General features: G+C 45.1%; 23 protein-coding genes and 1 other RNA gene. 12 read left to right on the forward strand and 12 right to left on the reverse strand.

Annotated features, from left to right (window positions below; translation table 11 throughout):
- Positions 1-108: 108 nt before the first annotated feature.
- Entirely contained in the window at positions 109-345 is a 237-nt protein-coding gene (locus tag AACR11_RS15315) for a hypothetical protein (protein ID WP_029790314.1), read from the reverse strand.
- 199 nt (positions 346-544) lie between these two features.
- On the opposite strand from AACR11_RS15315, the gene epd reads away from it, so the two are divergent.
- The 4 genes from epd (at position 545) to mscS (ending at position 5,451) form a co-directional block, all read left to right on the forward strand.
- A complete protein-coding gene (gene epd, locus AACR11_RS15320) occupies positions 545-1,582 on the forward strand; it encodes an erythrose-4-phosphate dehydrogenase (RefSeq protein ID WP_009698787.1) in 1,038 nt (345 codons plus the stop codon).
- A 153-nt stretch (positions 1,583-1,735) separates the two neighbouring features.
- Positions 1,736-2,896 (forward strand): phosphoglycerate kinase, encoded by a 1,161-nt coding sequence (locus AACR11_RS15325; RefSeq protein WP_005436484.1) that lies wholly within the window; start codon positions 1,736-1,738, stop codon positions 2,894-2,896.
- Between the two features lie 155 nt (positions 2,897-3,051).
- The gene (fbaA, locus tag AACR11_RS15330) at positions 3,052-4,128 is read left to right on the forward strand and encodes a class II fructose-bisphosphate aldolase (protein WP_005449757.1); all 1,077 of its coding nucleotides are present in this window, start codon (positions 3,052-3,054) and stop codon (positions 4,126-4,128) included.
- Between the two features lie 456 nt (positions 4,129-4,584).
- Entirely contained in the window at positions 4,585-5,451 is an 867-nt protein-coding gene (gene mscS, locus AACR11_RS15335; protein ID WP_005436480.1) for a small-conductance mechanosensitive channel MscS, read from the forward strand.
- A 62-nt stretch (positions 5,452-5,513) separates the two neighbouring features.
- Here mscS and AACR11_RS15340 read toward each other — a convergent pair whose 3' ends face one another.
- Entirely contained in the window at positions 5,514-5,996 is a 483-nt protein-coding gene (locus tag AACR11_RS15340; protein WP_029790316.1) for a YbaK/EbsC family protein, read from the reverse strand.
- A gap of 25 nt (positions 5,997-6,021) precedes the next feature.
- Positions 6,022-6,651: a LysE/ArgO family amino acid transporter gene (locus AACR11_RS15345; RefSeq protein WP_029790317.1), complete on the reverse strand. Its 630-nt coding sequence runs from the start codon at positions 6,649-6,651 to the stop codon at positions 6,022-6,024.
- Positions 6,652-6,792: 141 nt separating this feature from the next.
- Here AACR11_RS15345 and AACR11_RS15350 point away from each other — a divergent pair, with 141 nt between their 5' ends.
- Entirely contained in the window at positions 6,793-7,689 is an 897-nt protein-coding gene (locus AACR11_RS15350; protein ID WP_029790318.1) for a LysR family transcriptional regulator ArgP, read from the forward strand.
- 254 nt (positions 7,690-7,943) lie between these two features.
- Positions 7,944-8,639 carry an oxidative stress defense protein gene (locus AACR11_RS15355; protein WP_029790319.1) on the forward strand — a complete coding sequence of 232 codons (696 nt, stop codon included), beginning with the start codon at positions 7,944-7,946 and terminating at the stop codon, positions 8,637-8,639.
- A gap of 73 nt (positions 8,640-8,712) precedes the next feature.
- Here the strand turns inward: AACR11_RS15355 and serA are convergent, their stop codons facing one another.
- The 5 genes from serA to AACR11_RS15380 all read right to left on the reverse strand — a co-directional run bounded on the left by serA (position 8,713) and on the right by AACR11_RS15380 (position 12,017).
- A complete protein-coding gene (serA, locus tag AACR11_RS15360; RefSeq protein WP_005449764.1) occupies positions 8,713-9,942 on the reverse strand; it encodes a phosphoglycerate dehydrogenase in 1,230 nt (409 codons plus the stop codon).
- 259 nt (positions 9,943-10,201) lie between these two features.
- A complete protein-coding gene (gene rpiA, locus AACR11_RS15365) occupies positions 10,202-10,858 on the reverse strand; it encodes a ribose-5-phosphate isomerase RpiA (RefSeq protein WP_005436473.1) in 657 nt (218 codons plus the stop codon).
- 58 nt (positions 10,859-10,916) lie between these two features.
- Positions 10,917-11,510, reverse strand: coding sequence for a 5-formyltetrahydrofolate cyclo-ligase (locus AACR11_RS15370; RefSeq protein WP_029790321.1), 594 nt, complete (start codon positions 11,508-11,510; stop codon positions 10,917-10,919).
- Positions 11,511-11,515: 5 nt separating this feature from the next.
- A non-coding RNA gene (gene ssrS / locus AACR11_RS15375) (6S RNA) lies at positions 11,516-11,700 on the reverse strand.
- A gap of 14 nt (positions 11,701-11,714) precedes the next feature.
- A complete protein-coding gene (locus tag AACR11_RS15380) occupies positions 11,715-12,017 on the reverse strand; it encodes a cell division protein ZapA (protein ID WP_005449766.1) in 303 nt (100 codons plus the stop codon).
- A gap of 250 nt (positions 12,018-12,267) precedes the next feature.
- On the opposite strand from AACR11_RS15380, the gene AACR11_RS15385 reads away from it, so the two are divergent.
- Genes AACR11_RS15385 through AACR11_RS15395 form a run of 3 tightly spaced genes read left to right on the forward strand, consistent with a single transcriptional unit; the run spans position 12,268 to position 15,301 of the window.
- Complete coding sequence (locus AACR11_RS15385) at positions 12,268-12,846, forward strand: YecA/YgfB family protein (protein WP_009699857.1); 579 nt, start codon at positions 12,268-12,270, stop codon at positions 12,844-12,846.
- Between the two features lie 40 nt (positions 12,847-12,886).
- Positions 12,887-14,065 (forward strand): 2-octaprenyl-6-methoxyphenyl hydroxylase, encoded by a 1,179-nt coding sequence (gene ubiH, locus AACR11_RS15390; protein WP_029790322.1) that lies wholly within the window; start codon positions 12,887-12,889, stop codon positions 14,063-14,065.
- Positions 14,066-14,092: 27 nt separating this feature from the next.
- Positions 14,093-15,301: an FAD-dependent 2-octaprenylphenol hydroxylase gene (locus AACR11_RS15395; RefSeq protein ID WP_017817662.1), complete on the forward strand. Its 1,209-nt coding sequence runs from the start codon at positions 14,093-14,095 to the stop codon at positions 15,299-15,301.
- Between the two features lie 78 nt (positions 15,302-15,379).
- Here the strand turns inward: AACR11_RS15395 and AACR11_RS15400 are convergent, their stop codons facing one another.
- From AACR11_RS15400 to ygfZ, 3 genes are all read right to left on the reverse strand, one after another.
- Positions 15,380-15,586, reverse strand: coding sequence for a DUF1107 domain-containing protein (locus AACR11_RS15400; protein WP_079324419.1), 207 nt, complete (start codon positions 15,584-15,586; stop codon positions 15,380-15,382).
- 652 nt (positions 15,587-16,238) lie between these two features.
- A complete protein-coding gene (locus AACR11_RS15405) occupies positions 16,239-16,712 on the reverse strand; it encodes an aminoacyl-tRNA deacylase (RefSeq protein ID WP_009698779.1) in 474 nt (157 codons plus the stop codon).
- Positions 16,705-17,673: a tRNA-modifying protein YgfZ gene (gene ygfZ, locus AACR11_RS15410; RefSeq protein WP_029790325.1), complete on the reverse strand. Its 969-nt coding sequence runs from the start codon at positions 17,671-17,673 to the stop codon at positions 16,705-16,707. The genes AACR11_RS15405 and ygfZ overlap by 8 nt, the downstream gene beginning before the upstream one ends.
- Before the next feature lie 236 nt (positions 17,674-17,909).
- Between ygfZ and AACR11_RS15415 the strand changes: the two genes are divergently transcribed.
- Positions 17,910-18,170, forward strand: a complete 261-nt coding sequence (locus tag AACR11_RS15415; RefSeq protein WP_009698777.1) for an FAD assembly factor SdhE — start codon at positions 17,910-17,912, stop codon at positions 18,168-18,170.
- Positions 18,118-18,558: a protein YgfX gene (locus AACR11_RS15420; protein WP_321572337.1), complete on the forward strand. Its 441-nt coding sequence runs from the start codon at positions 18,118-18,120 to the stop codon at positions 18,556-18,558. Before AACR11_RS15415 ends, AACR11_RS15420 begins: the two co-directional genes overlap by 53 nt.
- Before the next feature lie 34 nt (positions 18,559-18,592).
- Here the strand turns inward: AACR11_RS15420 and nadB are convergent, their stop codons facing one another.
- On the reverse strand, positions 18,593-20,200 hold the full coding sequence (gene nadB, locus AACR11_RS15425) for an L-aspartate oxidase (protein ID WP_029790327.1): 1,608 nt from the start codon (positions 20,198-20,200) through the stop codon (positions 18,593-18,595).
- Between the two features lie 558 nt (positions 20,201-20,758).
- Here nadB and rpoE point away from each other — a divergent pair.
- Positions 20,759-21,337 (forward strand): RNA polymerase sigma factor RpoE, encoded by a 579-nt coding sequence (gene rpoE, locus AACR11_RS15430; protein WP_005449784.1) that lies wholly within the window; start codon positions 20,759-20,761, stop codon positions 21,335-21,337.
- The last annotated feature ends 18 nt before the right edge of the window (positions 21,338-21,355 follow it).

Below are 21,355 nucleotides of genomic sequence, written 5' to 3' on the forward strand. Positions count from 1 at the left end.
AATGTTTGGTTTCACTGTAGAAAACGTAGTGAACACAGCAAAAGAACTATTAGCGTAATTTAGCGCTAGAAATGAAAAACCGAGCATTAGTGCTCGGTTTTTTTGTGCCTATTCAAATTCGTTTCCCCAGTTATCCTTCTCTTTGAGTCCACATTCCTTACAAGTGACATAACGATCCATATCGTAATAGTGACCGCCGTTTATCAGGGTATGAGCCCAAAGTTTTAAGGTTCCAAGAATCGATTTATCCGTATCGTAACTGCTTGGTTTACGGACCAGCACCTCTGAGTGTGGTGTTTCTCTATTGCATCGCTTGCAAAAGTGAGCAGTGGGAAAACCTGACATACGCATTTCCTTTTGGTGGTCAAACAAGGAGTTAAAATGCCAAGCGAAACATGCGATGTCAGAAATCAATATATTAGTGAAATGAATATTTCGGGAAGTGAAAAGATAGTTTACCGCGAGGGAGATCACTTACTTAATGCGTTCAGTCTTCGTATCAGGTACTATCTGTGACACGAATTTTTGGTGAGGCGAAGGATAAATGCTAAAAGTTGCGATCAATGGATTTGGACGTATCGGTCGTAATGTACTGCGAGCAGTATACGAGAGCGGTAAGCACCAGCAGATCAAGGTTGTTGCAGTTAATGAACTGGCTCAACCAGAAGCGATGGCACATCTTCTTCAGTATGATACTAGTCATGGTCGCTTCGGAAAGAAAATCTCGCATGACCAAGAACACCTCTACGTTCACCACGACAGTGGCGAATACGATCCAATTAGAATCCTCCACCTTGCTGAAATCGAACTTTTGCCATGGCGTGACTTAGAAGTCGATATCGTACTGGATTGTACTGGCGTCTTCGGCTCACAAGCTGACGGACAAGCCCATATTGAAGCGGGGGCTCATAAAGTTCTGTTCTCACACCCTGGCGCAAGCGATCTCGATAACACCATTATCTATGGTGTGAACCACGAAACTCTCAAAGACGAACACCGCGTGGTGTCGAATGGCTCATGCACCACCAACTGTATTGTCCCTATCATCAAAGTTTTGGATGAGGCGTTCGGCATAGAGTCGGGTACTATCACAACGATTCACTCTTCAATGAACGATCAGCAGGTTATCGACGCTTATCACAATGATTTACGTCGCACTCGTGCTGCCAGTCAATCGATTATTCCGGTGGACACTAAGTTGCATAAAGGAATTGAAAGAATCTTCCCGAAATTTTCTAACAAATTTGAAGCAATTTCGGTTCGAGTTCCAACAGTTAACGTCACTGCGATGGATTTAAGTGTCACAATTAGTACAAATGTGAAAGTTAATGACGTAAATCAAACCATTGTTAACGCATCTCAGTGTACATTACGTGACATTGTTGACTATACTGAATCGCCACTCGTTTCCATCGACTTTAATCACGATCCCCATAGTGCAATTGTGGATGGAACTCAGACAAGAGTGAGTAACGGGCAACTCGTAAAAATGCTCGTTTGGTGCGATAACGAATGGGGCTTTGCTAACCGGATGCTGGATACCGCTTTAGCAATGCAAGCTTCTTCACAGGTGGAGCAATAAGAGTGAATAAGCGATGGAGAAAATTTTTATTTCAAGCCTTGAAATAAATCTGACGTATCTCCATATCAATAACCAGTTTGAAGAATTAACGGGCTTGGCAGGATTGCCGAGTTTTTAAAAACTTTAATTATTTAATATTTGAGAGGACACATCATGTCTGTAATCAAGATGACTGACCTGGATCTTGCAGGTAAACGTGTATTTATCCGTGCTGACCTAAACGTGCCAGTAAAAGACGGTAAAGTAACTTCAGATGCACGTATCATCGCATCTCTTCCAACTATCAAGCACTGTCTAGAAGCTGGTGCTAAAGTTATGGTTACTTCTCACCTAGGTCGCCCAACTGAAGGTGAATACGCAGAAGAGTTCTCTCTACAACCAGTAGTTAACTACCTAAACGACGCACTAGACTGCGAAGTTAAACTAGCGAAAGACTACCTAAACGGTCTAGAGCTAAACGCTGGTGAACTAGTCGTTCTTGAAAACGTTCGCTTTAACAAAGGCGAGAAGAAAAACGAAGAAGAACTATCTAAGCAGTACGCTTCTCTATGTGACATCTTCGTAATGGACGCATTCGGTACAGCTCACCGTGCACAAGCATCTACTCACGGTGTTGGTATGCACGCAGACGTAGCATGTGCTGGTCCTCTACTAGCAAACGAACTAGAAGCACTAGGTAAAGCAATGGACAAGCCTGCTCGTCCAATGGTTGCTATCGTAGGTGGTTCAAAAGTTTCTACTAAGCTAACTGTTCTTGAGTCTCTATCTAAAATCGCTGACCAACTAGTTGTTGGCGGTGGTATTGCTAACACATTCATCGCAGCTGCTGGTCACAACGTTGGTAAGTCGCTATACGAAGCAGACCTAGTTGAAACAGCGAAGAAGCTAATGGACGAGTGTGCAATTCCAGTAGCAACTGACGTTGCATGTGCGAAAGCATTCGATGAGAACGCAGAAGCTGAAATCAAGCACGTTTCTGAAGTACAAGACGACGACATGATCTTCGACCTTGGTCCAGATTCAACTGCTGAACTAGCAGAAATCCTTAAGAACGCTAAGACTATCCTTTGGAACGGTCCAGTAGGCGTATTCGAATTCAAGAACTTCGAAGCAGGTACTAAAGGTATCTCTGAAGCTATCGCAGCTTCTGAAGGTTTCTCTGTTGCAGGTGGTGGTGACACGCTAGCAGCTATCGACAAGTTCGGTATCAAAGCTGACGTATCTTACATCTCTACTGGCGGCGGCGCTTTCCTTGAGTTTGTAGAAGGTAAAGTACTTCCAGCAGTTGAAATGCTAGAAGCACGCGCTAAGTAATAATCGCAAAGCGGGGGAGTCATCTCCCGCTTTCTTGTTTGCTGCAACGAGAGTGGAACTCTGCTAGAATAGCCTCAGTTGTGAGCAAACGTTTGCAAGATTTTTCAATTTAACAAGTTTTGTTTAAAAAACGACAGATAAATAGGATTACATCCATGTCTAAGATCTTCGACTTCGTAAAACCAGGTGTTATCTCTGGCGATGACGTTCAGAAAGTATTTGAAGTAGCAAAAGAAAACAAATTTGCTCTTCCTGCAGTAAACGTTGTTGGTACTGATTCTGTAAACGCAGTACTAGAAGCAGCTGCAAAAGTTAAAGCTCCAGTTGTTGTTCAGTTCTCTAACGGCGGTGCTGGTTTCTTCGCTGGTAAAGGCGTGAAACTTGAAGGTCAAGGTGCTCAAATCCTTGGTGCTGTAGCTGGTGCTAAATACGTTCACACTGTAGCTGAAGCTTACGGTGTGCCAGTAATCCTACACACTGACCACGCTGCTAAGAAACTTCTTCCATGGATCGACGGTCTACTAGACGCTGGTGAAGAGTTCTTCGCTCAAACTGGTAAACCTCTATTCTCTTCTCACATGCTAGACCTTTCTGAAGAGTCTCTAGAAGAAAACATCGAAACATGTGCTAAGTACCTAGAGCGCATGGCTAAGATGAACATGACAATCGAGATCGAACTTGGTTGTACTGGTGGTGAAGAAGATGGCGTTGATAACTCTCACATGGACGCATCTGAGCTATACACTTCTCCAGAAGACGTTGCTTACGCATACGAGAAACTAAGCGCTGTTTCACACCGCTTCACTATCGCAGCTTCTTTCGGTAACGTACACGGCGTTTACAAGCCAGGTAACGTTGTTCTAACTCCAACTATCCTACGTGACTCTCAAGCATACTGTGCAGAGAAGTTCGGTATCGCACCAAACGCTCTAAACTTCGTATTCCACGGTGGTTCTGGTTCTACTGAAGCAGAAATCCAAGAGTCTATCGGCTACGGTGTTATCAAAATGAACATCGATACTGATACACAGTGGGCAACTTGGGATGGTATCCGTCAGTACGAAGCTGACAACCACGATTACCTACAAGGTCAAATCGGTAACCCAACTGGCGAAGACGCTCCAAACAAGAAGTACTACGATCCACGCGTATGGCTACGTGCTGGTCAAGCTTCAATGGTAGCTCGCCTAGAGAAAGCATTTGCTGACCTAAACGCAGTAGACGTACTATAATTCGTCTCAACTGAGTTTCTAAAAACCCGCTCTTAGAGCGGGTTTTTTTATGTCTAAACAATGAGACAAATCCTATTCTTCCTCTGCGTGCAATTGATAACTTAGTCAGCTGCTATATGATCGCCTCACTTCATATCCCTTCATGTTGGTACAAATTTCGAAACTCAGCGCATTTCCGCATCAAGTGGCAGAAAACCAAGTAAAAAGTGTGGCGGAATGTAAATCCATTGCGTACTCTGTAACATGCCGGTATCAGAAAATTCTGATAAAGCTTTGTTTTGTAGGTCTTTGCTAAACTCTGACTTTGCAAAATTTCAGTTTTGAGATATTGTGCCAAAAATCTGACACTGTTCAGGAAAACAATAGGGATGTTGTTGTGAATAAGAACCTATAAAAAACAAGGTTCATAAATTAACGGCAATTAGATTTAATATCTTTATTTTGAGGATACGAATTATGGCAGGTGAATCGATGGGTATCGATACCTCTTTAACAGATGGTTTGAGCAAAGCTGAAACATGGCTAAATAACAACTCAGATCTTCTTATTCAATACGGTGTGAACATCATTTCTGCATTGCTGATCCTATTTATCGGTAACATTATCGTTAAAGCGGTAGCAAACAGCGTTTCAAAAGTGCTTGAAAAGAAAAAGATGGACAAAGCTGTTGTTGAATTCGTCAATGGTTTAGTTCGTTACCTTCTATTCGTTATCGTACTTATCGCGGCACTAGGTCGTGTCGGTGTTCAAACTGCATCTGTAGTTGCGGTAATCGGTGCGGCAGGTCTTGCTGTTGGTCTTGCTCTACAAGGTTCACTATCTAACTTCGCTGCGGGCGTACTGATTGTTGCATTCCGTCCATTCAAGTCTGGTGACTACGTAGAAATTGGCGGTGTAGCGGGTAGTGTTGAAGCAATTCAAATCTTCCAAACTGTACTAAAAACACCTGACAACAAAATGGTTGTTGTACCGAACTCATCAGTTATCGGTGGTGCAATCACTAACTACTCTCGCCACGCTACGCGTCGTGTAGACCTAGTTATCGGTGTTTCTTACAGCGCTGACCTTAAACAAACTAAGCAAGTTATCCGTGATGTGCTAGAAAAAGATGAGCGTATCCTTAAAGATCCAGCGATCCAAATTGGTGTGCTGGCTCTAGCTGACTCTTCAGTAAACTTTGTGGTTCGCCCATGGTGTAAAACAGCGGATTACTGGGATGTTTACTTCGATTCTACTCAAGCAATCAAAGAAGCGTTAGACGAAGCAGGCATCGAAATACCATTCCCACAAATGGATGTTCACTTGAACAAAGTAGAAGCTTAATCACTTCGATTGAGAACATGAAAAGCGAGGTGTTTGCCTCGCTTTTTTTATCTCTAGGGCTTTTATATTTCTAATAAAGTATTACTGCCGGCTCGGAGTAGTCGCTTGAGTTCTTTGCCTGCAAAACCGAAAGTCGATTCGGGTAAACCCGGGGTATAGAGCAATTCTTCATGTTGATAAAGTGCAGTATCCACAATGATAGTGACATGCTCTGGTAACCCTATCGGACAAACCGCACCGGGTACGCAGCCTAGTTGTTCGATCATTTCATCATCACTACAAATTGAAGGTCGCTTGCCGGTAATTGTTTTGATTTGTTTAGAGTCTAAACGCGAGTCTTTGTCGGTCAAGTATATGGCGTAACCTAACCCTTTCAGTTTGAGAAAAAGGCTCTTGGTGTGAGTGCCTGTCCAGCCGAGTTCAGCGGCAACTTTGATATCGGTTTCAAAGTCGAGAATGGCTTCATGCTGCCATTCTCGAAAGGGGATAGAGAGCGCACTAAACCGCTCTCGATTGAGTTGGTAGATTTTCTGCAGTGACTCCATGTCGTATTTCTTTCCTATTTTTTCTTTACCAGTATTGTGTGACTAGCTCATTTGCGAGAGCAAAAGCGATAGTAAACATCATAACGGCAACCGCAATATCGATGCCTTTTTTCACTTTTGGTTTTGAGAGCGTCGGACCTAATTTCGCCGCACCTAATGACAGCGTGTAGAACCACGCAAATGATGCCATGATGGTTCCCATTGCAAATGCGATGCGATCGTTGCCTTCGAACTGACCACCGATGGATCCCAAGATCACCACAGTATCCAAGTATAGGTGTGGGTTCAAAACGGTGACGGCAAGTGCGCCAAGAATTACAGTGCGACGACCGCGTGCGACCACTTCACTTTTTGACTCCGATGCATCAGATGGTTTGAATGCGCTCTTTAGTGACAGCAAACCGTAAACGCTCAAGAAAGCGATACCACCTAATGTCACTGATGTCAGTAGGATTTCATTTTGCGACAGGATCGCACCGCCACCGAAAATACCGAGCGAAATGAAGATCATATCTAGGATGCTACAGATAGTCGCAGTCGTCAGGTGATGTTGACGCTTAATACCTTGGTTAAGGACGTACGCATTCTGCGCACCGATTGGAATGATCATCGTCGCACCTAAACCGAATCCTTGTAATAACACCCAAAAGCTCACAACACACCTCAAAAATTAGCAATAGAACAACAGAGAAATGGAAGATATAGCTTTTATTGAAATAAGTATAATTAATGATTTTAATATATTATTAGTGTTACTTATCTTGTGTGTTTGGCGTTTGTTAGGGAGGAAAAGCACGTGCGAGGATTGGATTATAAATGGATAGAAGCTTTAGATGCCGTCGTGCATCAAGGCAGTTTTGACAGAGCAGCAGAACACTTATTTGTTTCACAATCAGCTATTTCCCAGCGAATTAAACAGCTCGAAAAGTATCTTGCTCAACCTGTGCTTATCCGTGAGCAACCACCAAAGCCGACACCGATTGGTAAGAAGTTACTTGGACTATATCGCCGCGTTAGACTTCTTGAGCATGAAATCCTCCCTGAACTGAAGAACGACACTACCACTCGCCCTGTACAACTCTCCTTGGCGACGAATGCAGATAGCCTCGCAACATGGTTGTTACCTGCGCTGCAGGATGTAATGAAGCATCGCCAAGTGGAGCTTAAGTTAACCATCTACGGTGAATCGCGCTCAATTGAAAAGCTAAGAAGTGGTGAGGTTGCAGGGGCTATCAGTTTGGAATCTCAAGCCATCCCGGGCTGTCGTGCCGACTATCTCGGTCGCATCGATTATGTCTGTGTCGCCAACCCAGAATTTTATCAATGCTATTTCTCTGAAGGGGTTGACAATCAAACACTCGCGAAAGCGCCGGCGGTGTCTTACGACCAATATGATGATCTGCATAAGAAGTTTTTGACTGAACATTTCAACGTAAGACCTGACAGTGTCATTCATCACAACATTAGTAGCTCAGAAGCTTTCCTCAAGATGGCGTTAGCAGGTGTGGCTTATTGTTTGATTCCTCGATTACAGATCACCGATGAATTAGAAAATGGTAAGTTGATTGATATTACGCCGGGTTTTTTGATGTCCTATCGAATTTACTGGCACCACTGGCAGTTAGAAACGGGCGTTCTTCAAGAAATCTCACAAGCGATTATTGGTTACGCTCAACAACATTTACCGCAATAAGTTCCCAGTTGACTCGCGTTTTAAGTTGAAATCACTGCGAAGTAACACAGTCAAAGTTGTGTTAGAAGTCGCGTAGGGCGCTTGGATAATTGACAGAAGTTTCTATGATGAGTCTATATACACTCCAGTTCATTGGTGTCTCTCCTCGTTGAAGCTAGGATACCAACTCAGTTGCTACAGTGTTCACCGAATCTCTCGAGATGAAATCTGGCACTGGAGTGACCTTAATCTTTCAAAACGGATGGATTTGTCGAATGAAACTGTCTTCATGTTTATTGGCGTCTGCATTAAGCCTTACCAGTATTTCTGCGTTTGCGAGCGATGTACCAAGTTTTGCCCATGTATCAACCACTGGTTACGGTGAGGTAGTTGCAACACCAGATATGGCTACTTTTTCTGTGAAGGTAGTTGATACGACAATGACAGCAGAGCAAGCGAAGCAATCGGTCGACAATACAGTTGATGCGTTTCTTAAGAGCCTTGCAGATGCAGGTTTATCAAAAGATAACATTACTAGCTCAAACTTATACTTGGCTCCACAATATCACTACCCAAAATCGGGCAAGGCAGAACTCGTGGGTTACCGTGCATCACGTAGCATTGACGTGACGGTCAATGATCTTGCGAACTTGAATGAGTACTTGGACATGGCGCTGAAAGCCGGCATCAACCAAGTCGACAATATTCAGTTAAAAGTGAGCAACCAGTCTGAGTATCAGCAAAAGGCACGCATGGCAGCGATTAAAGACGCGCAGAGTAAAGCGGCCTCTTTAGCGACCGGATTTGATAAGAAGTTAGGAGACGTTTGGCAGATCAACTATAACCAAATGCATGCTCGCCCGGTATTGATGCGTTCAATGGCAATGGATGCAAGAGAAAGTACAAACAGTTACCAAGACTCTACACTCGTGATTCGTGACCAAGTGGATGTGGTTTACAGGCTGAAATAATGCTTAAGTAAATACGGACGAATAAAACGAAAAAAGGCAGGGAATCCCTGCCTTTTGTGTTTGTTCAAATAGATTAGTGAAGGATACGAGCACGGATTGTGCCTTCGATGCCTTTTAGTTTCACTAGTGCTTCTTCTGCACGAGAAGTCTCAACGTCGATAACTACGTAACCGATCTCAGCGGCAGTTTGTAGGTACTGACCTGCGATGTTGATGCCGTCTTCAGCAAAGATGGTGTTGATTTGCGTCAGGATACCAGGGCGGTTTTTGTGGATGTGTAATAGACGTGAACATTCACGATGCTCAGGCAATGATACCTCTGGGAAGTTCACACTTGATAAGGTTGAACCGTTGTCAGAGTATTTCGCTAGTTTACCAGCAACTTCAACACCAATGTTTTCTTGCGCTTCTTGCGTTGAACCACCGACGTGCGGAGTTAAGATTACGTTGTCGAACTTCTGCAGTGGAGACTCAAACGCATCGGCGTTAGTTTTCGGCTCTACAGGGAACACGTCAATCGCTGCTCCTGAGATATGACCAGATTCTAAGCTATGGCATAGAGCAGGGATGTCTACCACGGTACCGCGCGCGGCGTTGATAAAGATAGCGCCCGGCTTCATGCGAGCAAACTCTTCTTCGCCCATCATGTTCTTGGTTTCTGGTGTTTCTGGTACATGTAGAGAAATCACGTCACACTTGTTCAAAAGCTCACTCATAGTGAACACTTGCGTAGCGTTACCTAGCGACAATTTGTTTTCAATGTCGTAGTAGTAAACGCGCATCCCCAAGTTTTCTGCAATGATACCCAACTGAGTACCGATGTGACCGTAACCGATGATGCCCAGACGCTTACCACGTGCTTCGTAAGAACTGTCTGCACTCTTCTTCCAAATACCACGGTGCGCTAGCGCGTTCTTTTCCGGAATACCACGAAGAAGGAGTAGGATCTGACCTAATACTAGTTCAGCAACACTGCGCGTGTTTGAGAATGGTGCATTAAAAACAGGAATACCACGGCTTGCTGCCGCGCCTAAATCAACTTGGTTGGTACCAATACAAAAACAGCCAATTGCAACTAGCTTGTTCGCTGCATTGATCACTTCTTCCGATAAGTTCGTTCGAGAACGGATACCGATGAAGTGCACGTCTTTTACTGCTTCAATCAGTTCTTCTTCCGGAAGGGAACCTTTGTGATATTCAATGTTGCTGTAGCCAGCTGCTTGAAGAACTTCAACTGAAGAAGGGTGGAGTCCCTCTAGCAAGAGGATCTTAATCTTTTCTTTTTCCAGTGAAACTTTGGCCATTTTTCTCGTCCTTAAAATGGAAAGGTGGGCTAATGTGGCGCACATAAAGCAAAACTATTAAAAAGGGGATAATTAACAGTTTTGTCGGAAGACAAACGTTTCCTTGTGCGTCTTCTGTTCAATAAAGTAACAAAAAATTTTTGCTTTGGGTAAGAAAATTACGGAATAAGGCATGCTTTTCTTAGAAAAAGGAAGAAAAAACGGCGCCCTAGGGCGCCGTCTGTAATGAAATAACAGAAAATTTAAATCATCTAATGATTTATTCTTCTATTTTCGCACCTTCTGGTGTGCCAGTGATAACCACGTCTGCACCGCGGTGAGCGAATAGACCCACCGTTACTACGCCAGCAATGCCGTTGATCTTGTCTTCAAGTTCTTTCGGGTTAGTGATTTGCATGTTGTGTACGTCTAGGATCACGTTGCCGTTGTCTGTTGTTACACCTTCACGGTATGCAGGGTCACCACCTAGTTTTACCAATTCACGAGCCACGTAAGAGCGTGCCATTGGGATAACTTCTACAGGAAGTGGGAACTGACCAAGTACGTCAACGGCTTTTGTGCCGTCAACGATACATACGAATTTTTCTGAAATAGCCGCAACGATCTTTTCACGAGTCAGTGCAGCACCGCCACCTTTGATCATTTCACGCGCTGCGTTGATTTCATCTGCACCATCAACGTAGATATCTAGCATTGCTACGTCGTTACACTCGTAAACCTCGATACCAAGCTCTTTTAGACGCTCAGTAGAAGCAACAGAGCTAGACACAGCGCCTTTGATATCATCTTTGATACTGCCTAGGGCATCGATGAAGTGATTCACGGTAGAGCCAGTACCAACACCGACAATGCTGCCTTTCTCAACATATTTAAGTGCTGCCCAACCAGCCGCTTTCTTCATTTCATCTTGAGTCATGCCAATCTCCTGAATAGATGTTCGTTAACGTTTGCGGCGTGATTATAGCGGTTAAGCGTTACTTTTCCCATTGCCAGATTTGGCTTGGAGTCACGATCTTAGGTAATGGAATATCCCAACTTTCGACGGGAAGATGCTCGACATGCTGACAATCATGGGCGATGCCGATAGGTTTTGCGCCTTCTCCAGTACTAAACCAACGTGAAAGCGTCCGGTCGTAGTAGCCTCCGCCCATTCCCAGGCGATGCCCAACACTGTCAAATCCGACTAGTGGCGTGCAAATGACATCAAGCTCACGAACTGGTTTGAGGAAACGGATATCAAGCGCAGGTTCTAAGATTCCGTATTTGTTGTATATCAACTGTTCATCATTGATGTACTGCAAGAAGAGCAATTGACCTTTAGAGAAAGGATGAATGACGGGCAGGTAAATCGACTTACCTTGCTGCCATAGTGATTCAATCAGAGGTTTGGTGTCTAACTCGCCATCGGCAGACAAATAGATAGCAATGTGCTGTGCGCTTTTTATTTCTGGTAACTGCGAAAACTGGTGAACGAGATCACGTCCAGCTTGAAACTGAGTATCGCTGTAAAGTGCGTTGCGTTTTTCGCGGATAAGTTTGCGGAATTCTTGTCGAGATAGGTCAGACATAGAGAGGATACCCCAGGGTGCCGTTGAGGATTGTGGCCCTTGAACCAGCTGGTTCAAGGCGGATCAGCAATGATAACCGTAGGCTTCTCGGTGCATGCCAAGCTTGCTCAATAGCTATCAAGTACTAACCCTTTGGTATTGCTTATCGGCTCAGGGACTTAAATCCAACTGACGCACACCCCAGGGTAAATTTGGTATCTACTGCTATCCTTGCTTCACTTTACTAAGCGCGCTTTCTAAAGACGCGGTGAGCTTTTCCATTCGCTCAGTAATTTCTTGTTGCTGACCGTTAGATTCGTATGATTTGGTATGCAATTCATAGCAAATGTTCAATGCAGCAAAGGTCAGTAGCTGAATTTCATTGGTTACCTTAGTACGCTCGCTCATCTCTTTCAATCGACGATCAAGATCTTTAGCCGCTGTAATTAGTGACTCTTCTTGCCCCGCAGGACAATTCACTCGTGTCATTTTGCCAAGGATTTCAACGTCGATCGCTTGATTGCTCATGATGAATAAACTCTATATTCGCGCTATCTAAGGCGTTGCGTTATACAACTACCGAGGAGGAAACTATAGGAAAACCGCTATTAAGATTCAAGCATTTCCCTTCACAGAAAGAAAAATGGTGAAGTGATCACACAGGAATTGGGCAAATTGCTCAAATGGTGTCCAAAATTGAATTTGATAGCCGTTTCAGCCGACTAGGCTTGATGGTAGGATATGTCGATACATTATTACGCAAGAATGAGCCAAGATTATGAGTGAAATCACCCTTCCTGAATACCAATCTATTGCTGCCGAATTGAAATCTGCAAGCCTTGCTGTGACACCAGCAGAGTTGCATGGTCTACTTGTTGGCATGCTCAGTGGTGGATTGGCGATTAACGACCAAACCTGGCAACCAATTCTGTTTGATTACACCAACGAAGGTATGGGCTGGCCATCAAGCGCATTAGCACTGGCACAAAGCGTGTTCCAAGTAACCGTTAACGAGCTAACTGGCACTTCTATGGAGTTGTCTTTGCTGCTTCCTGATGAAGCGGGTGAAGAAGGTTTGTTCGCACTAGCAGATGGTGTGTCTGATTTTGTGAACCACTTTATCTCAGGAATGGGTTTAGCGGGTATTGCGATTGATAAAGCGTCAGACGATGCAAAAGAAGCCTTAGCGGATCTAGAAGAAATTGCCAAACTGGGTATTGATGAAGATGATGATCTAGGCGAGCAAGCACTATTGTTAGAGCAAGTAATCGAACACGTTAAAGCCTGCGTATTAACTATTCATGCAGAGTTTGGTGCTCGTCCTGAAAGCAACGAAAACAAACCAACGATTCATTAATCACTTGTTTCCCATTATCGAATAGCTTCTAGAGGTTAGCATGAGGCAATATGACGTTGTAATTGCTGGTGGAGCCATGGCAGGTGCCACACTTGCGTTGGCAATCGACCATTTATCTAAAGGCGCGCTGCAAATTGCGGTTGTTGAGCCTTTTAAAGCTCAATCGGATCAACATCCGGGCTTTGATTCGCGCTCGATTGCTTTGTCCTACGGTACCGTTAACATTCTGCGTCACTTGCAGTTGTGGTCTGCTATCGAGCCTTGTGCAACTCCAATTGAACATATTCATGTTTCTGACCGCTCTCATGCGGGCATGACTGAGATTACCAAGCACGAAGTTGGCGTTGAAGCCCTTGGCTACGTAGTGGAACTTGCCGATGTAGGTCGTGTCTACCAAGAGCTCTTGGATAAGAGCAAAGCAATCACTCTGTTTTGCCCTGATTCGGTTGCGAACATCGAGCGTGAGCAAGACAAAGCACACATTGAGTTGAGCAGCGGTGAGAAGCTGGAAGCTAAGTTGCTAGTGGCTGCTGATGGCGCTGTGTCGCAATGTTGCCAGCAAATCGGTTTAGAGCTGTCTGAGCATGATTTCGACCAAGTGGCAGTGATCGCGAATATTGTGACGCAAGAGCCTCATCAAGGTCGCGCTTTTGAACGCTTTACAGAGAATGGTCCAGTTGCACTGTTGCCGATGAGTGATAACCGTATGTCGTTAGTATGGTGTCTGCGTCCTGAAGAAGCGCAAAGCGTCGTGAACTTGTCTGACGCAGAGTTTCTTGAGCGCTTGCAGAACGATTTTGGTTGGCGACTAGGTGCGATGCAGAAAGTCGGACAACGCGCGAGCTATCCGCTTCTTCTGCGTCATCGTAAGCAGAACATTTCGCACCGCTTTGCTATTGTCGGCAATGCTGCACAAACGCTTCACCCGATTGCTGGGCAAGGCTTCAACCTTGGTATTCGTGATGTGGCATCATTAGCGGAAGAGGTGGTTAAGCAAGCTGAAGATGCCGGTCGCTACCAAGGTTTGATGCGATTTAGCCAGCGCCGTGAAGATGATCGCAGCGAAACGATTTGGTTAACTAGCTCTCTCGTGCATATTTTCTCAAATGATTTACCTGCGATGCGAATTGGGCGTAACCTTGCTCTCGCAACGATGGATAACCTTTCTACTTTTAAGCAGCCGCTGCTACGCCATACACTTGGTCTAGTGAAACGATAAACGGCAACGAATTAGGTAACAAAAGCAATGATGCAAAGTGTAGATATCGCCATCATCGGTGGTGGAATGGTGGGTTTAGCATTAGCTGCCGCTTTTAAGGACAGTGACCTGCGAGTAGCCGTTATCGAAGGTGCAGTGCCAAACGACACCCTAAATGAACTGCCAGATGTACGTGTGTCGGCGTTGAGCCGTTCAAGTGAAACCATCCTTCGCAAGCTTGGTGCTTGGCAAGGTATCGAGCAGCGTCGCGCTTCACCATACCATGCGATGGAAGTGTGGGAGCAAGACAGCTTCGCGAATATCGCATTTGATGCGCAGAGCATGGCTCAACCGGATCTTGGTCATATCGTTGAAAACCGCGTAATTCAATTGGCGCTGCTAGAGCAAGTTCAAAAGCTCGATAACGTGACGCTGTTTATGCCTGCTCGTTGTGCAACGCTTGCGGTGGGTGAGCAAGAAAGCTGGCTAACGCTCGATAATGGTCAAGCTATGACAGCGAAGTTAGTGGTTGGCGCTGATGGTGCAAATTCTTGGCTGCGTAACCAAATGGATATCCCACTAACGCATTGGGATTACGGTCATAGCGCGCTTGTTGCGAACGTGAAAACCGCTGACCCACACAACAGTGTTGCGCGTCAGATCTTTACACCGCAAGGTCCATTAGCTTTCCTTCCAATGTCTGATCCTCACATGTGTTCGATTGTTTGGTCTACCGATCCAAATCGCGCAGAGCAACTGCTGGCGATGAACGAGCAAGAGTTTAATAAAGCACTGACTAGCGAATTCGATGCACGTTTAGGCATGTGTGAAGTAGTTGGCGAACGTGCAGCATTCCCACTTAAGATGCGTTATGCGCGTGACTTTGTGGTTGAACGCGTGGCGTTAGTTGGCGATGCTGCCCATACCATTCATCCGCTGGCAGGGCAGGGTGTGAATCTTGGTTTATTAGATGCAGCAAGCTTAGCGCAAGAAGTGTTGGCACTGTGGAAGCAAGGGCAAGACATTGGCACCAAACGTAATCTACGTGGTTACGAGCGTTGGCGTAAAGCCGAAGCGGCGAAGATGATAGCGGCAATGCAAGGCTTCCGTGATCTGTTCTCTGGTGAGAATCCTGCCAAGAAGTTGGTTCGTGGTATTGGTTTGAGCCTAGCAGGACAACTGCCGGGTGCGAAAGATGAAATCATGAAGCGTGCATTAGGTTTGAAAGGCAACCTGCCGGAACTAGCGCGTCAATAAATACGTTCTTCGCTTCGCAAACAAAAGATACAAAAAAGGCTGGTTAATCCAGCCTTTCTTTTTACATCGATGTTTAAGCTAAGCGTATGCGCATCTGAGCTTCATAATCTCTTGGTTAATCTCTTTTACTGCCTGAAAGTGACGTTTCTCAGCTTTCTCTGGCAACATCAATTTTCCGTTATCAAACTCGAACTTACCGACTCCGTAAATATAGATTCTTCCTTTAAAAAGACGACTTATGTGTTTAGCAATCATACTTGGTGTATAGCGCTTAAACAGTCTCATATTTACTCTTCCTTATCTCTTACCTAGCCCAGTTATTCTACGTTTTTCGCGTAAAAATTATTGTGACAGCAATAGTATTAAGTGCAGTTGAGGTACTTGGCTTTAGAGATTTGTGCTGCCTTAGACAAATTGACAGAGTCATATCTCAAATAGCGTGAGGATTACCTCAAAAAATCATTGTCGAAGGAACCAGTCCTTGAGCTCTCCTATTCTTACGTGGTGCATTAAGCAACAGTTTTGTTACAGAAATAAGAATAGAAGGAAAATGATCGTTTGCTAAATGTTTTTACTCAATGGGTTGCATTTTGTTCGTTTTGACGAGGTTGAAACCTCAAATGCATTGCTTTCATTGAGTTAGAGGAAGGAAAAGGAAAAAAGTTCCACGCAAAAAAAAGCCCGCTTCGGCGGGCGAATAGTCACAGATGCATTACACAAAAGTGGACGACTGACTTAATGAACGCTGTCATACAAGTCAGCAGATTCACTTTACGTTGGCTGAGTCGTTGTTGAAAACTTAACCAACGAATTCAGCATATACGAGTTTTTCATTTGTGACTATTTATGTTTTAAAAATGATTAAAAATTCTTAAGTGTAATCGGAGAGATATGAGTGAGATCACGCAGGAGTGAGAATCCTGCGCTTGATTACATGTTAGCGGCAGATATCAGCCACGGTTGGTTGGCACAATTGGATTAGATCATCGATGGATAGCGCTAAGCCTGCCATGCGATCTCCACTGCTTATGGTGATTTCTTTTTCTTCAAGCAAACTTGGGTCAAATACGATCGGCATGTAGCGTTTTAAGAGTAGTGGTGTGACAGTTCCAATCTTGTATCCGGTAATCGCTTCTACGTCTGCTTGATCAACACACGTCATACGACGGCACTGCAGTAACGCGCGCACCTTCTTTGGATCAACACTACGATCACCTGGTGCACAAGCAAGCGCATATTGATTCCCCATATCGCGCAAAAGAATCGCTTTGACCATTTGAGAAGGGCGAATGCCGCGTTGTTGCGCGGCATCCTCAATAGTTGTTGCTGGTCTTTGATGAGGAAGAAGACGGAACTCGATGTTCTGGTCCGCCAAAAACTGCATCAAAGGAGTACGAATGGTATTACTCATCTTCAAGGCTGTACGGCAGTGCTGCGATTTCCCATTCACACTCTGGTTGAGCAACCAAGCGCAGACGAGTGTCATCGTCTAGGTTGTTTGGCAATACAATGAGTCCTATCGCTTGGTTGTCGCTGAATTGGTAATGCGTGAGCAATGCGCCTACTGAACGCCAGTTTTCACCAACGCTACGCTCCAGTTCAATCGCACCTTCACCTAAGGCTTCAGCAGTTGCACCTTTAACAATGTACATTGCACGTTTGTTGGTGCCGCGGTATTTCGCGCGCGCTACGGTTTCTTGACCTGTGTAGCAGCCTTTCGTAAAGCTGATGCCCCCCAGCGCTTGTACGTTTAGTGCTTGTGGAATGTGCTCGTTTTGCGCATCAGCTGCCACGTATGGTAGTGCTGCTTCAATATCGAAACGGGTCCAAAGCTCATGGGTTGTCAGCGTTGCTTTGCTGTCTTCTAATAACGATTGTGCTGCTTCTGCTGTAAGCGCAAGCAACCAGCGGTTTGGAGTCACTTTGACTGCCGTGCCACCTTCAACTGTACGTACGTCGCCAGAATCAGCATTTAATGTTGAGATGAACGCATCTGCATTCTCACCAGCAACACCCAGCACGATGTCGTTTGATTCTTCGATGGTCACTTTCGAGAACACCGCGTACTTTTTGATTTCTTTCAGTTCTACTTCAATCGCTGATTTCGGCTGAACCATTGCGTAGCCATCGTTATGGTGGAATAGGCGGAAGACGCTCCATACTTTACCTTTTGCATCACAATGGGCACCCAACATTGATTGGTCTTTCTCAAGAGAAACCACATCACAGGTAACTTGACCGTGTAGGTATGACTTTTTGTCGTCCCCGACCATGGTGATCATGCCCAGATTATCCAATAGCGAGATAGACAACTCAGGTAGTGCGTCTTGTGTCGATAGGTTCAGCGGTGAAAAGCGAGTTTGCCATTCCATGATTACAATGCCTTTTGAAGATATTTTTCAGCTATGTTAATTGCAGAATTGGCATTTGTCAGCACTCAATATAACCACGCAATTTTAAGGTGTTTGGCTTTGCTGAACGTTTGTTTATTAAATGCGTTCAGGATTTGCAGCGACTTGGCTACATATTGTGACCCGCACACTAGTGACGTTGCACATCCCTTGTTACACTCCGCACTAAGAACAAGACATCTATGAAGGAATACTGAATGTACACTGCGGAAGAAAAGGCGCGTATTAAATGGGCTTGTCGTCGTGGCATGCTTGAGCTTGACGTGGTGATTATGCCGTTTTTTGAAGAGTGCTTTGAAGCACTGAATGAACAAGAGCAGCGTGATTTTGTCTCATTATTAGAATGTGATGACCCAGATCTGTTTACTTGGGTGATGGGACACGGTCGCAGCGAAAACCTAGGTCATGCATCGATGGTTGATAAAATTGTCGCGCACAACCTCAGCAAGGTTCGTTAATCTCAAGGTTAACACTTCTCTGTACGCCCAAATTGCCAACCAACTTCTTCTCCTAGGTTGCGTTTGGGCGCTTATCTGCTCTGCTATCCCACTCGTCTTATCAACTTATCTGTTATTACTGATTCTTCGCTGCCAAATGCAGGGCGGTTTTGTCGTGCCTTCTGCTCGTGGTGGCTGGTATTTACATCGTGATGGCACGGTACGTAATGACAAGCAAACCTCTACATTATCGAGCGTTGATGTGTCGGCGGTGATGTTCAAAGTCACGTTTGAATTAACGTCGGGTGAAAAAGTCACGATTTGGCGAGACAGTTGTGAAGACGTGGCATATCGTCAACTGTGTTTGATATTACGACAATGGAAAATGGGAGCCGAAGCTCCCATTTGATCTTATATCTGACTCTTACTTTTTAGTGTCAGTGCTATTTGTTTGGCGTAAGAATTGTTGGACCACTATTTTCTAGCTGATTTGGATAATCCAAGGTGTAGTGCAGACCACGACTCTCTTTACGCTGCATCGCGCAACGCACCATTAGCTCTGCGACTTGCAGCAGGTTACGTAGCTCTAGCAAGTTGTTTGATACGCGGAAGTGACTGTAGTACTCATGCGTCTCTTGTTGCAGCATCTGAATACGACGCAGTGCGCGTTCAAGACGTTTATCGGTACGAACGATACCCATGTAATCCCACATAAATAGGCGCAGCTCATGCCAGTTATGTTGGATGATCACTTCTTCATCACTGTTGGTCACTTGGCTTTCATCCCAACATGGAACCTGCGGTGCTAGTTCTACTTCGCTGTGATGTTTAAGAATGTCTTTGGCTGCCGACCATGCGTAAACCACACACTCAAGTAGTGAGTTCGATGCCATACGGTTCGCGCCGTGCAAGCCTGTATAGCTCACTTCACCAATCGCATAGAGGTTCTTCAGGTCGGTATGACCATTTTGATCGACCATGACGCCGCCGCATGTGTAGTGCGCCGCAGGTACAATTGGGATCGGCTCTTTAGTCATGTCGATACCCAAATCCATCAAACGAGAGTAGATAGTTGGGAAATGCTTAGTAATGAAATCCGCAGGCTTATGGCTGATATCGAGATACATGCAATCAGCACCTAAGCGCTTCATTTCGAAGTCGATCGCGCGAGCCACGACATCACGTGGAGCAAGCTCTTTACGCTCGTCGAAATCCGGCATAAAACGTGAACCGTCTGGACGACGTAAATACGCCCCCTCACCACGCAATGCTTCAGTCAACAAGAAGTTACGTGCTTCTGGGTGGTAAAGACAGGTTGGGTGGAATTGGTTGAACTCTAGGTTCGCAACACGACAACCTGCACGCCACGCGATTGCGATACCATCACCAGATGACACGTCTGGGTTAGAAGTGTATTGGTAAACTTTGGAAGCGCCGCCCGTTGCGAGAACAACAAATTTAGCGCGAACAGTTTCAACTTGTTCTTCGTTGCGGTTCCAAATATAAGCGCCAATGATCTTGTTTTTGTCGCCGCCGATTTTATCTTCGGTGATCAAATCCAGAGCATTATGGCGCTCAAGAACATGAATGTTTGGGTGGCTGTGTGCATTGTCTTGTAGAGAGGTTTGCATTGCCATGCCAGTGGCATCAGCAGCGTGCAAAATACGTCGACGGCTGTGACCGCCTTCGCGAGTTAAGTGATAACGTGGCTCATCGTCAGAATCATCATCTTCACGATCGAATGGTACACCACCATCAATCAACCACTGTACACACTCTTTTGAGTTTTCCGCGATGAACTTAACGGTCTCTTCATCACAGATTCCATCCCCGGCAATTTGCGTATCTTCAACGTGAGACTCAATGGTGTCCGACTCATCAAATACGGCAGCGATACCACCTTGCGCGTAATACGTTGCGCCTTCGCTGCGCGGTCCTTTACTTAGAACCATTACCTTACAGTGGTTTGCGACACGCAAAGCCAACGACAAGCCCGCGGCGCCACTCCCTACCACTAACACATCACATTCATGTTCACGATTTGTGTTCATATTACTTTTACAATCCCAAGCTAAGGTAACAAGGCTACCTTGTGTATATTTTGCACACCATGTGCATTCCATTAACGCGACATCCGTCGCTAAGGGCTAAGTTGGGAGACGTATCGAAATCGGCGTTACCTTGGTGACTTCAGCCACTCTTATTTTGCCATGCCTTGGGCATGCAGATGCTTCCTGAGTTTTGTTTGTAACGCGATGTTCTGATAGCCATTAGCCATGCAAATGAAAAGTAATAGTTTGTCAATGCCATTGCTTTTCTATGCTCTACCCAGCACAATCTGGGACAGAGATCATCCATTATACCCATTTCCCCACCAGTATGCTCGCTTGTCAAAACGAGACTTAAGTCGGACGAGGAGCGGGATTTGGCTAGTGACATCACACTGTGAAAAAACAATGACAAAAAATTTGAGAAACCATGGAACTTTCTCATTCACGTCAGGGTCACAATAGTGCTCAAGTAAGCAGTGGTGTCAATACTACGTTTTGCATAATTAGTACCCATATCTGAGAAGAGTAGGGGCATAACAAATAGGAGTATCCGCTCGAATGAACGAGCAGCTGACCGATCAAGTATTGATTGAGCGAGTTCAGAATGGCGATAAGCAAGCATTCAACCTGCTGGTAACAAAGTACCAGAACAAGGTATGTAACCTTATCTCCAGATACGTAAGTAATCCTGGCGATGTTCCAGATGTAGCACAAGAAGCGTTTATCAAGGCTTACCGAGCTATCCCTAGTTTTCGTGGGGAGAGTGCGTTTTACACTTGGCTGTATCGCATTGCAGTGAATACTGCGAAAAATCACATCGTTGCTCAAGGTCGTAGACCACCTGCAACAGACGTTGATGCTGAAGAAGCTGAATTTTACGAAACAGGTAATGCACTTAAAGAAATTTCGAACCCTGAGAACTTAACGTTGTCCAAAGAATTGCAACGGGTAGTGTTCAGTGCAATCGAAGCCTTACCTGAAGATTTAAAAACCGCAATGACTCTGCGCGAGCTTGATGGCTTGAGCTACGAGGAAATTGCTGAAGTAATGGATTGCCCGGTGGGAACGGTACGATCGCGTATCTTCCGTGCTCGTGAGGCGGTGGAAAAGAAAATCAAACCTCTTTTGCAGCGCTAGTACAAGTGATAACTATGG

It is taken from the genome of Vibrio sp. L85 (genome assembly GCF_963871815.1).
Classification (GTDB): domain Bacteria; phylum Pseudomonadota; class Gammaproteobacteria; order Enterobacterales; family Vibrionaceae; genus Vibrio; species Vibrio harveyi.

Coding starts and splice junctions, on each gene's coding strand:
- AACR11_RS15315 (WP_029790314.1), bottom strand. CDS start 345: ATGTCAGGTTTTCCCACTGCTCACTTTTGCAAGCGATGCAATAGAGAA.
- epd (WP_009698787.1), top strand. CDS start 545: ATGCTAAAAGTTGCGATCAATGGATTTGGACGTATCGGTCGTAATGTA.
- AACR11_RS15325 (WP_005436484.1), top strand. CDS start 1,736: ATGTCTGTAATCAAGATGACTGACCTGGATCTTGCAGGTAAACGTGTA.
- fbaA (WP_005449757.1), top strand. CDS start 3,052: ATGTCTAAGATCTTCGACTTCGTAAAACCAGGTGTTATCTCTGGCGAT.
- mscS (WP_005436480.1), top strand. CDS start 4,585: ATGGCAGGTGAATCGATGGGTATCGATACCTCTTTAACAGATGGTTTG.
- AACR11_RS15340 (WP_029790316.1), bottom strand. CDS start 5,996: ATGGAGTCACTGCAGAAAATCTACCAACTCAATCGAGAGCGGTTTAGT.
- AACR11_RS15355 (WP_029790319.1), top strand. CDS start 7,944: ATGAAACTGTCTTCATGTTTATTGGCGTCTGCATTAAGCCTTACCAGT.
- serA (WP_005449764.1), bottom strand. CDS start 9,942: ATGGCCAAAGTTTCACTGGAAAAAGAAAAGATTAAGATCCTCTTGCTA.
- rpiA (WP_005436473.1), bottom strand. CDS start 10,858: ATGACTCAAGATGAAATGAAGAAAGCGGCTGGTTGGGCAGCACTTAAA.
- AACR11_RS15370 (WP_029790321.1), bottom strand. CDS start 11,510: ATGTCTGACCTATCTCGACAAGAATTCCGCAAACTTATCCGCGAAAAA.
- AACR11_RS15380 (WP_005449766.1), bottom strand. CDS start 12,017: ATGAGCAATCAAGCGATCGACGTTGAAATCCTTGGCAAAATGACACGA.
- AACR11_RS15385 (WP_009699857.1), top strand. CDS start 12,268: ATGAGTGAAATCACCCTTCCTGAATACCAATCTATTGCTGCCGAATTG.
- ubiH (WP_029790322.1), top strand. CDS start 12,887: ATGAGGCAATATGACGTTGTAATTGCTGGTGGAGCCATGGCAGGTGCC.
- AACR11_RS15395 (WP_017817662.1), top strand. CDS start 14,093: ATGATGCAAAGTGTAGATATCGCCATCATCGGTGGTGGAATGGTGGGT.
- AACR11_RS15400 (WP_079324419.1), bottom strand. CDS start 15,586: ATGAGACTGTTTAAGCGCTATACACCAAGTATGATTGCTAAACACATA.
- AACR11_RS15405 (WP_009698779.1), bottom strand. CDS start 16,712: ATGAGTAATACCATTCGTACTCCTTTGATGCAGTTTTTGGCGGACCAG.
- ygfZ (WP_029790325.1), bottom strand. CDS start 17,673: ATGGAATGGCAAACTCGCTTTTCACCGCTGAACCTATCGACACAAGAC.
- AACR11_RS15415 (WP_009698777.1), top strand. CDS start 17,910: ATGTACACTGCGGAAGAAAAGGCGCGTATTAAATGGGCTTGTCGTCGT.
- AACR11_RS15420 (WP_321572337.1), top strand. CDS start 18,118: ATGCATCGATGGTTGATAAAATTGTCGCGCACAACCTCAGCAAGGTTC.
- nadB (WP_029790327.1), bottom strand. CDS start 20,200: ATGAACACAAATCGTGAACATGAATGTGATGTGTTAGTGGTAGGGAGT.
- rpoE (WP_005449784.1), top strand. CDS start 20,759: ATGAACGAGCAGCTGACCGATCAAGTATTGATTGAGCGAGTTCAGAAT.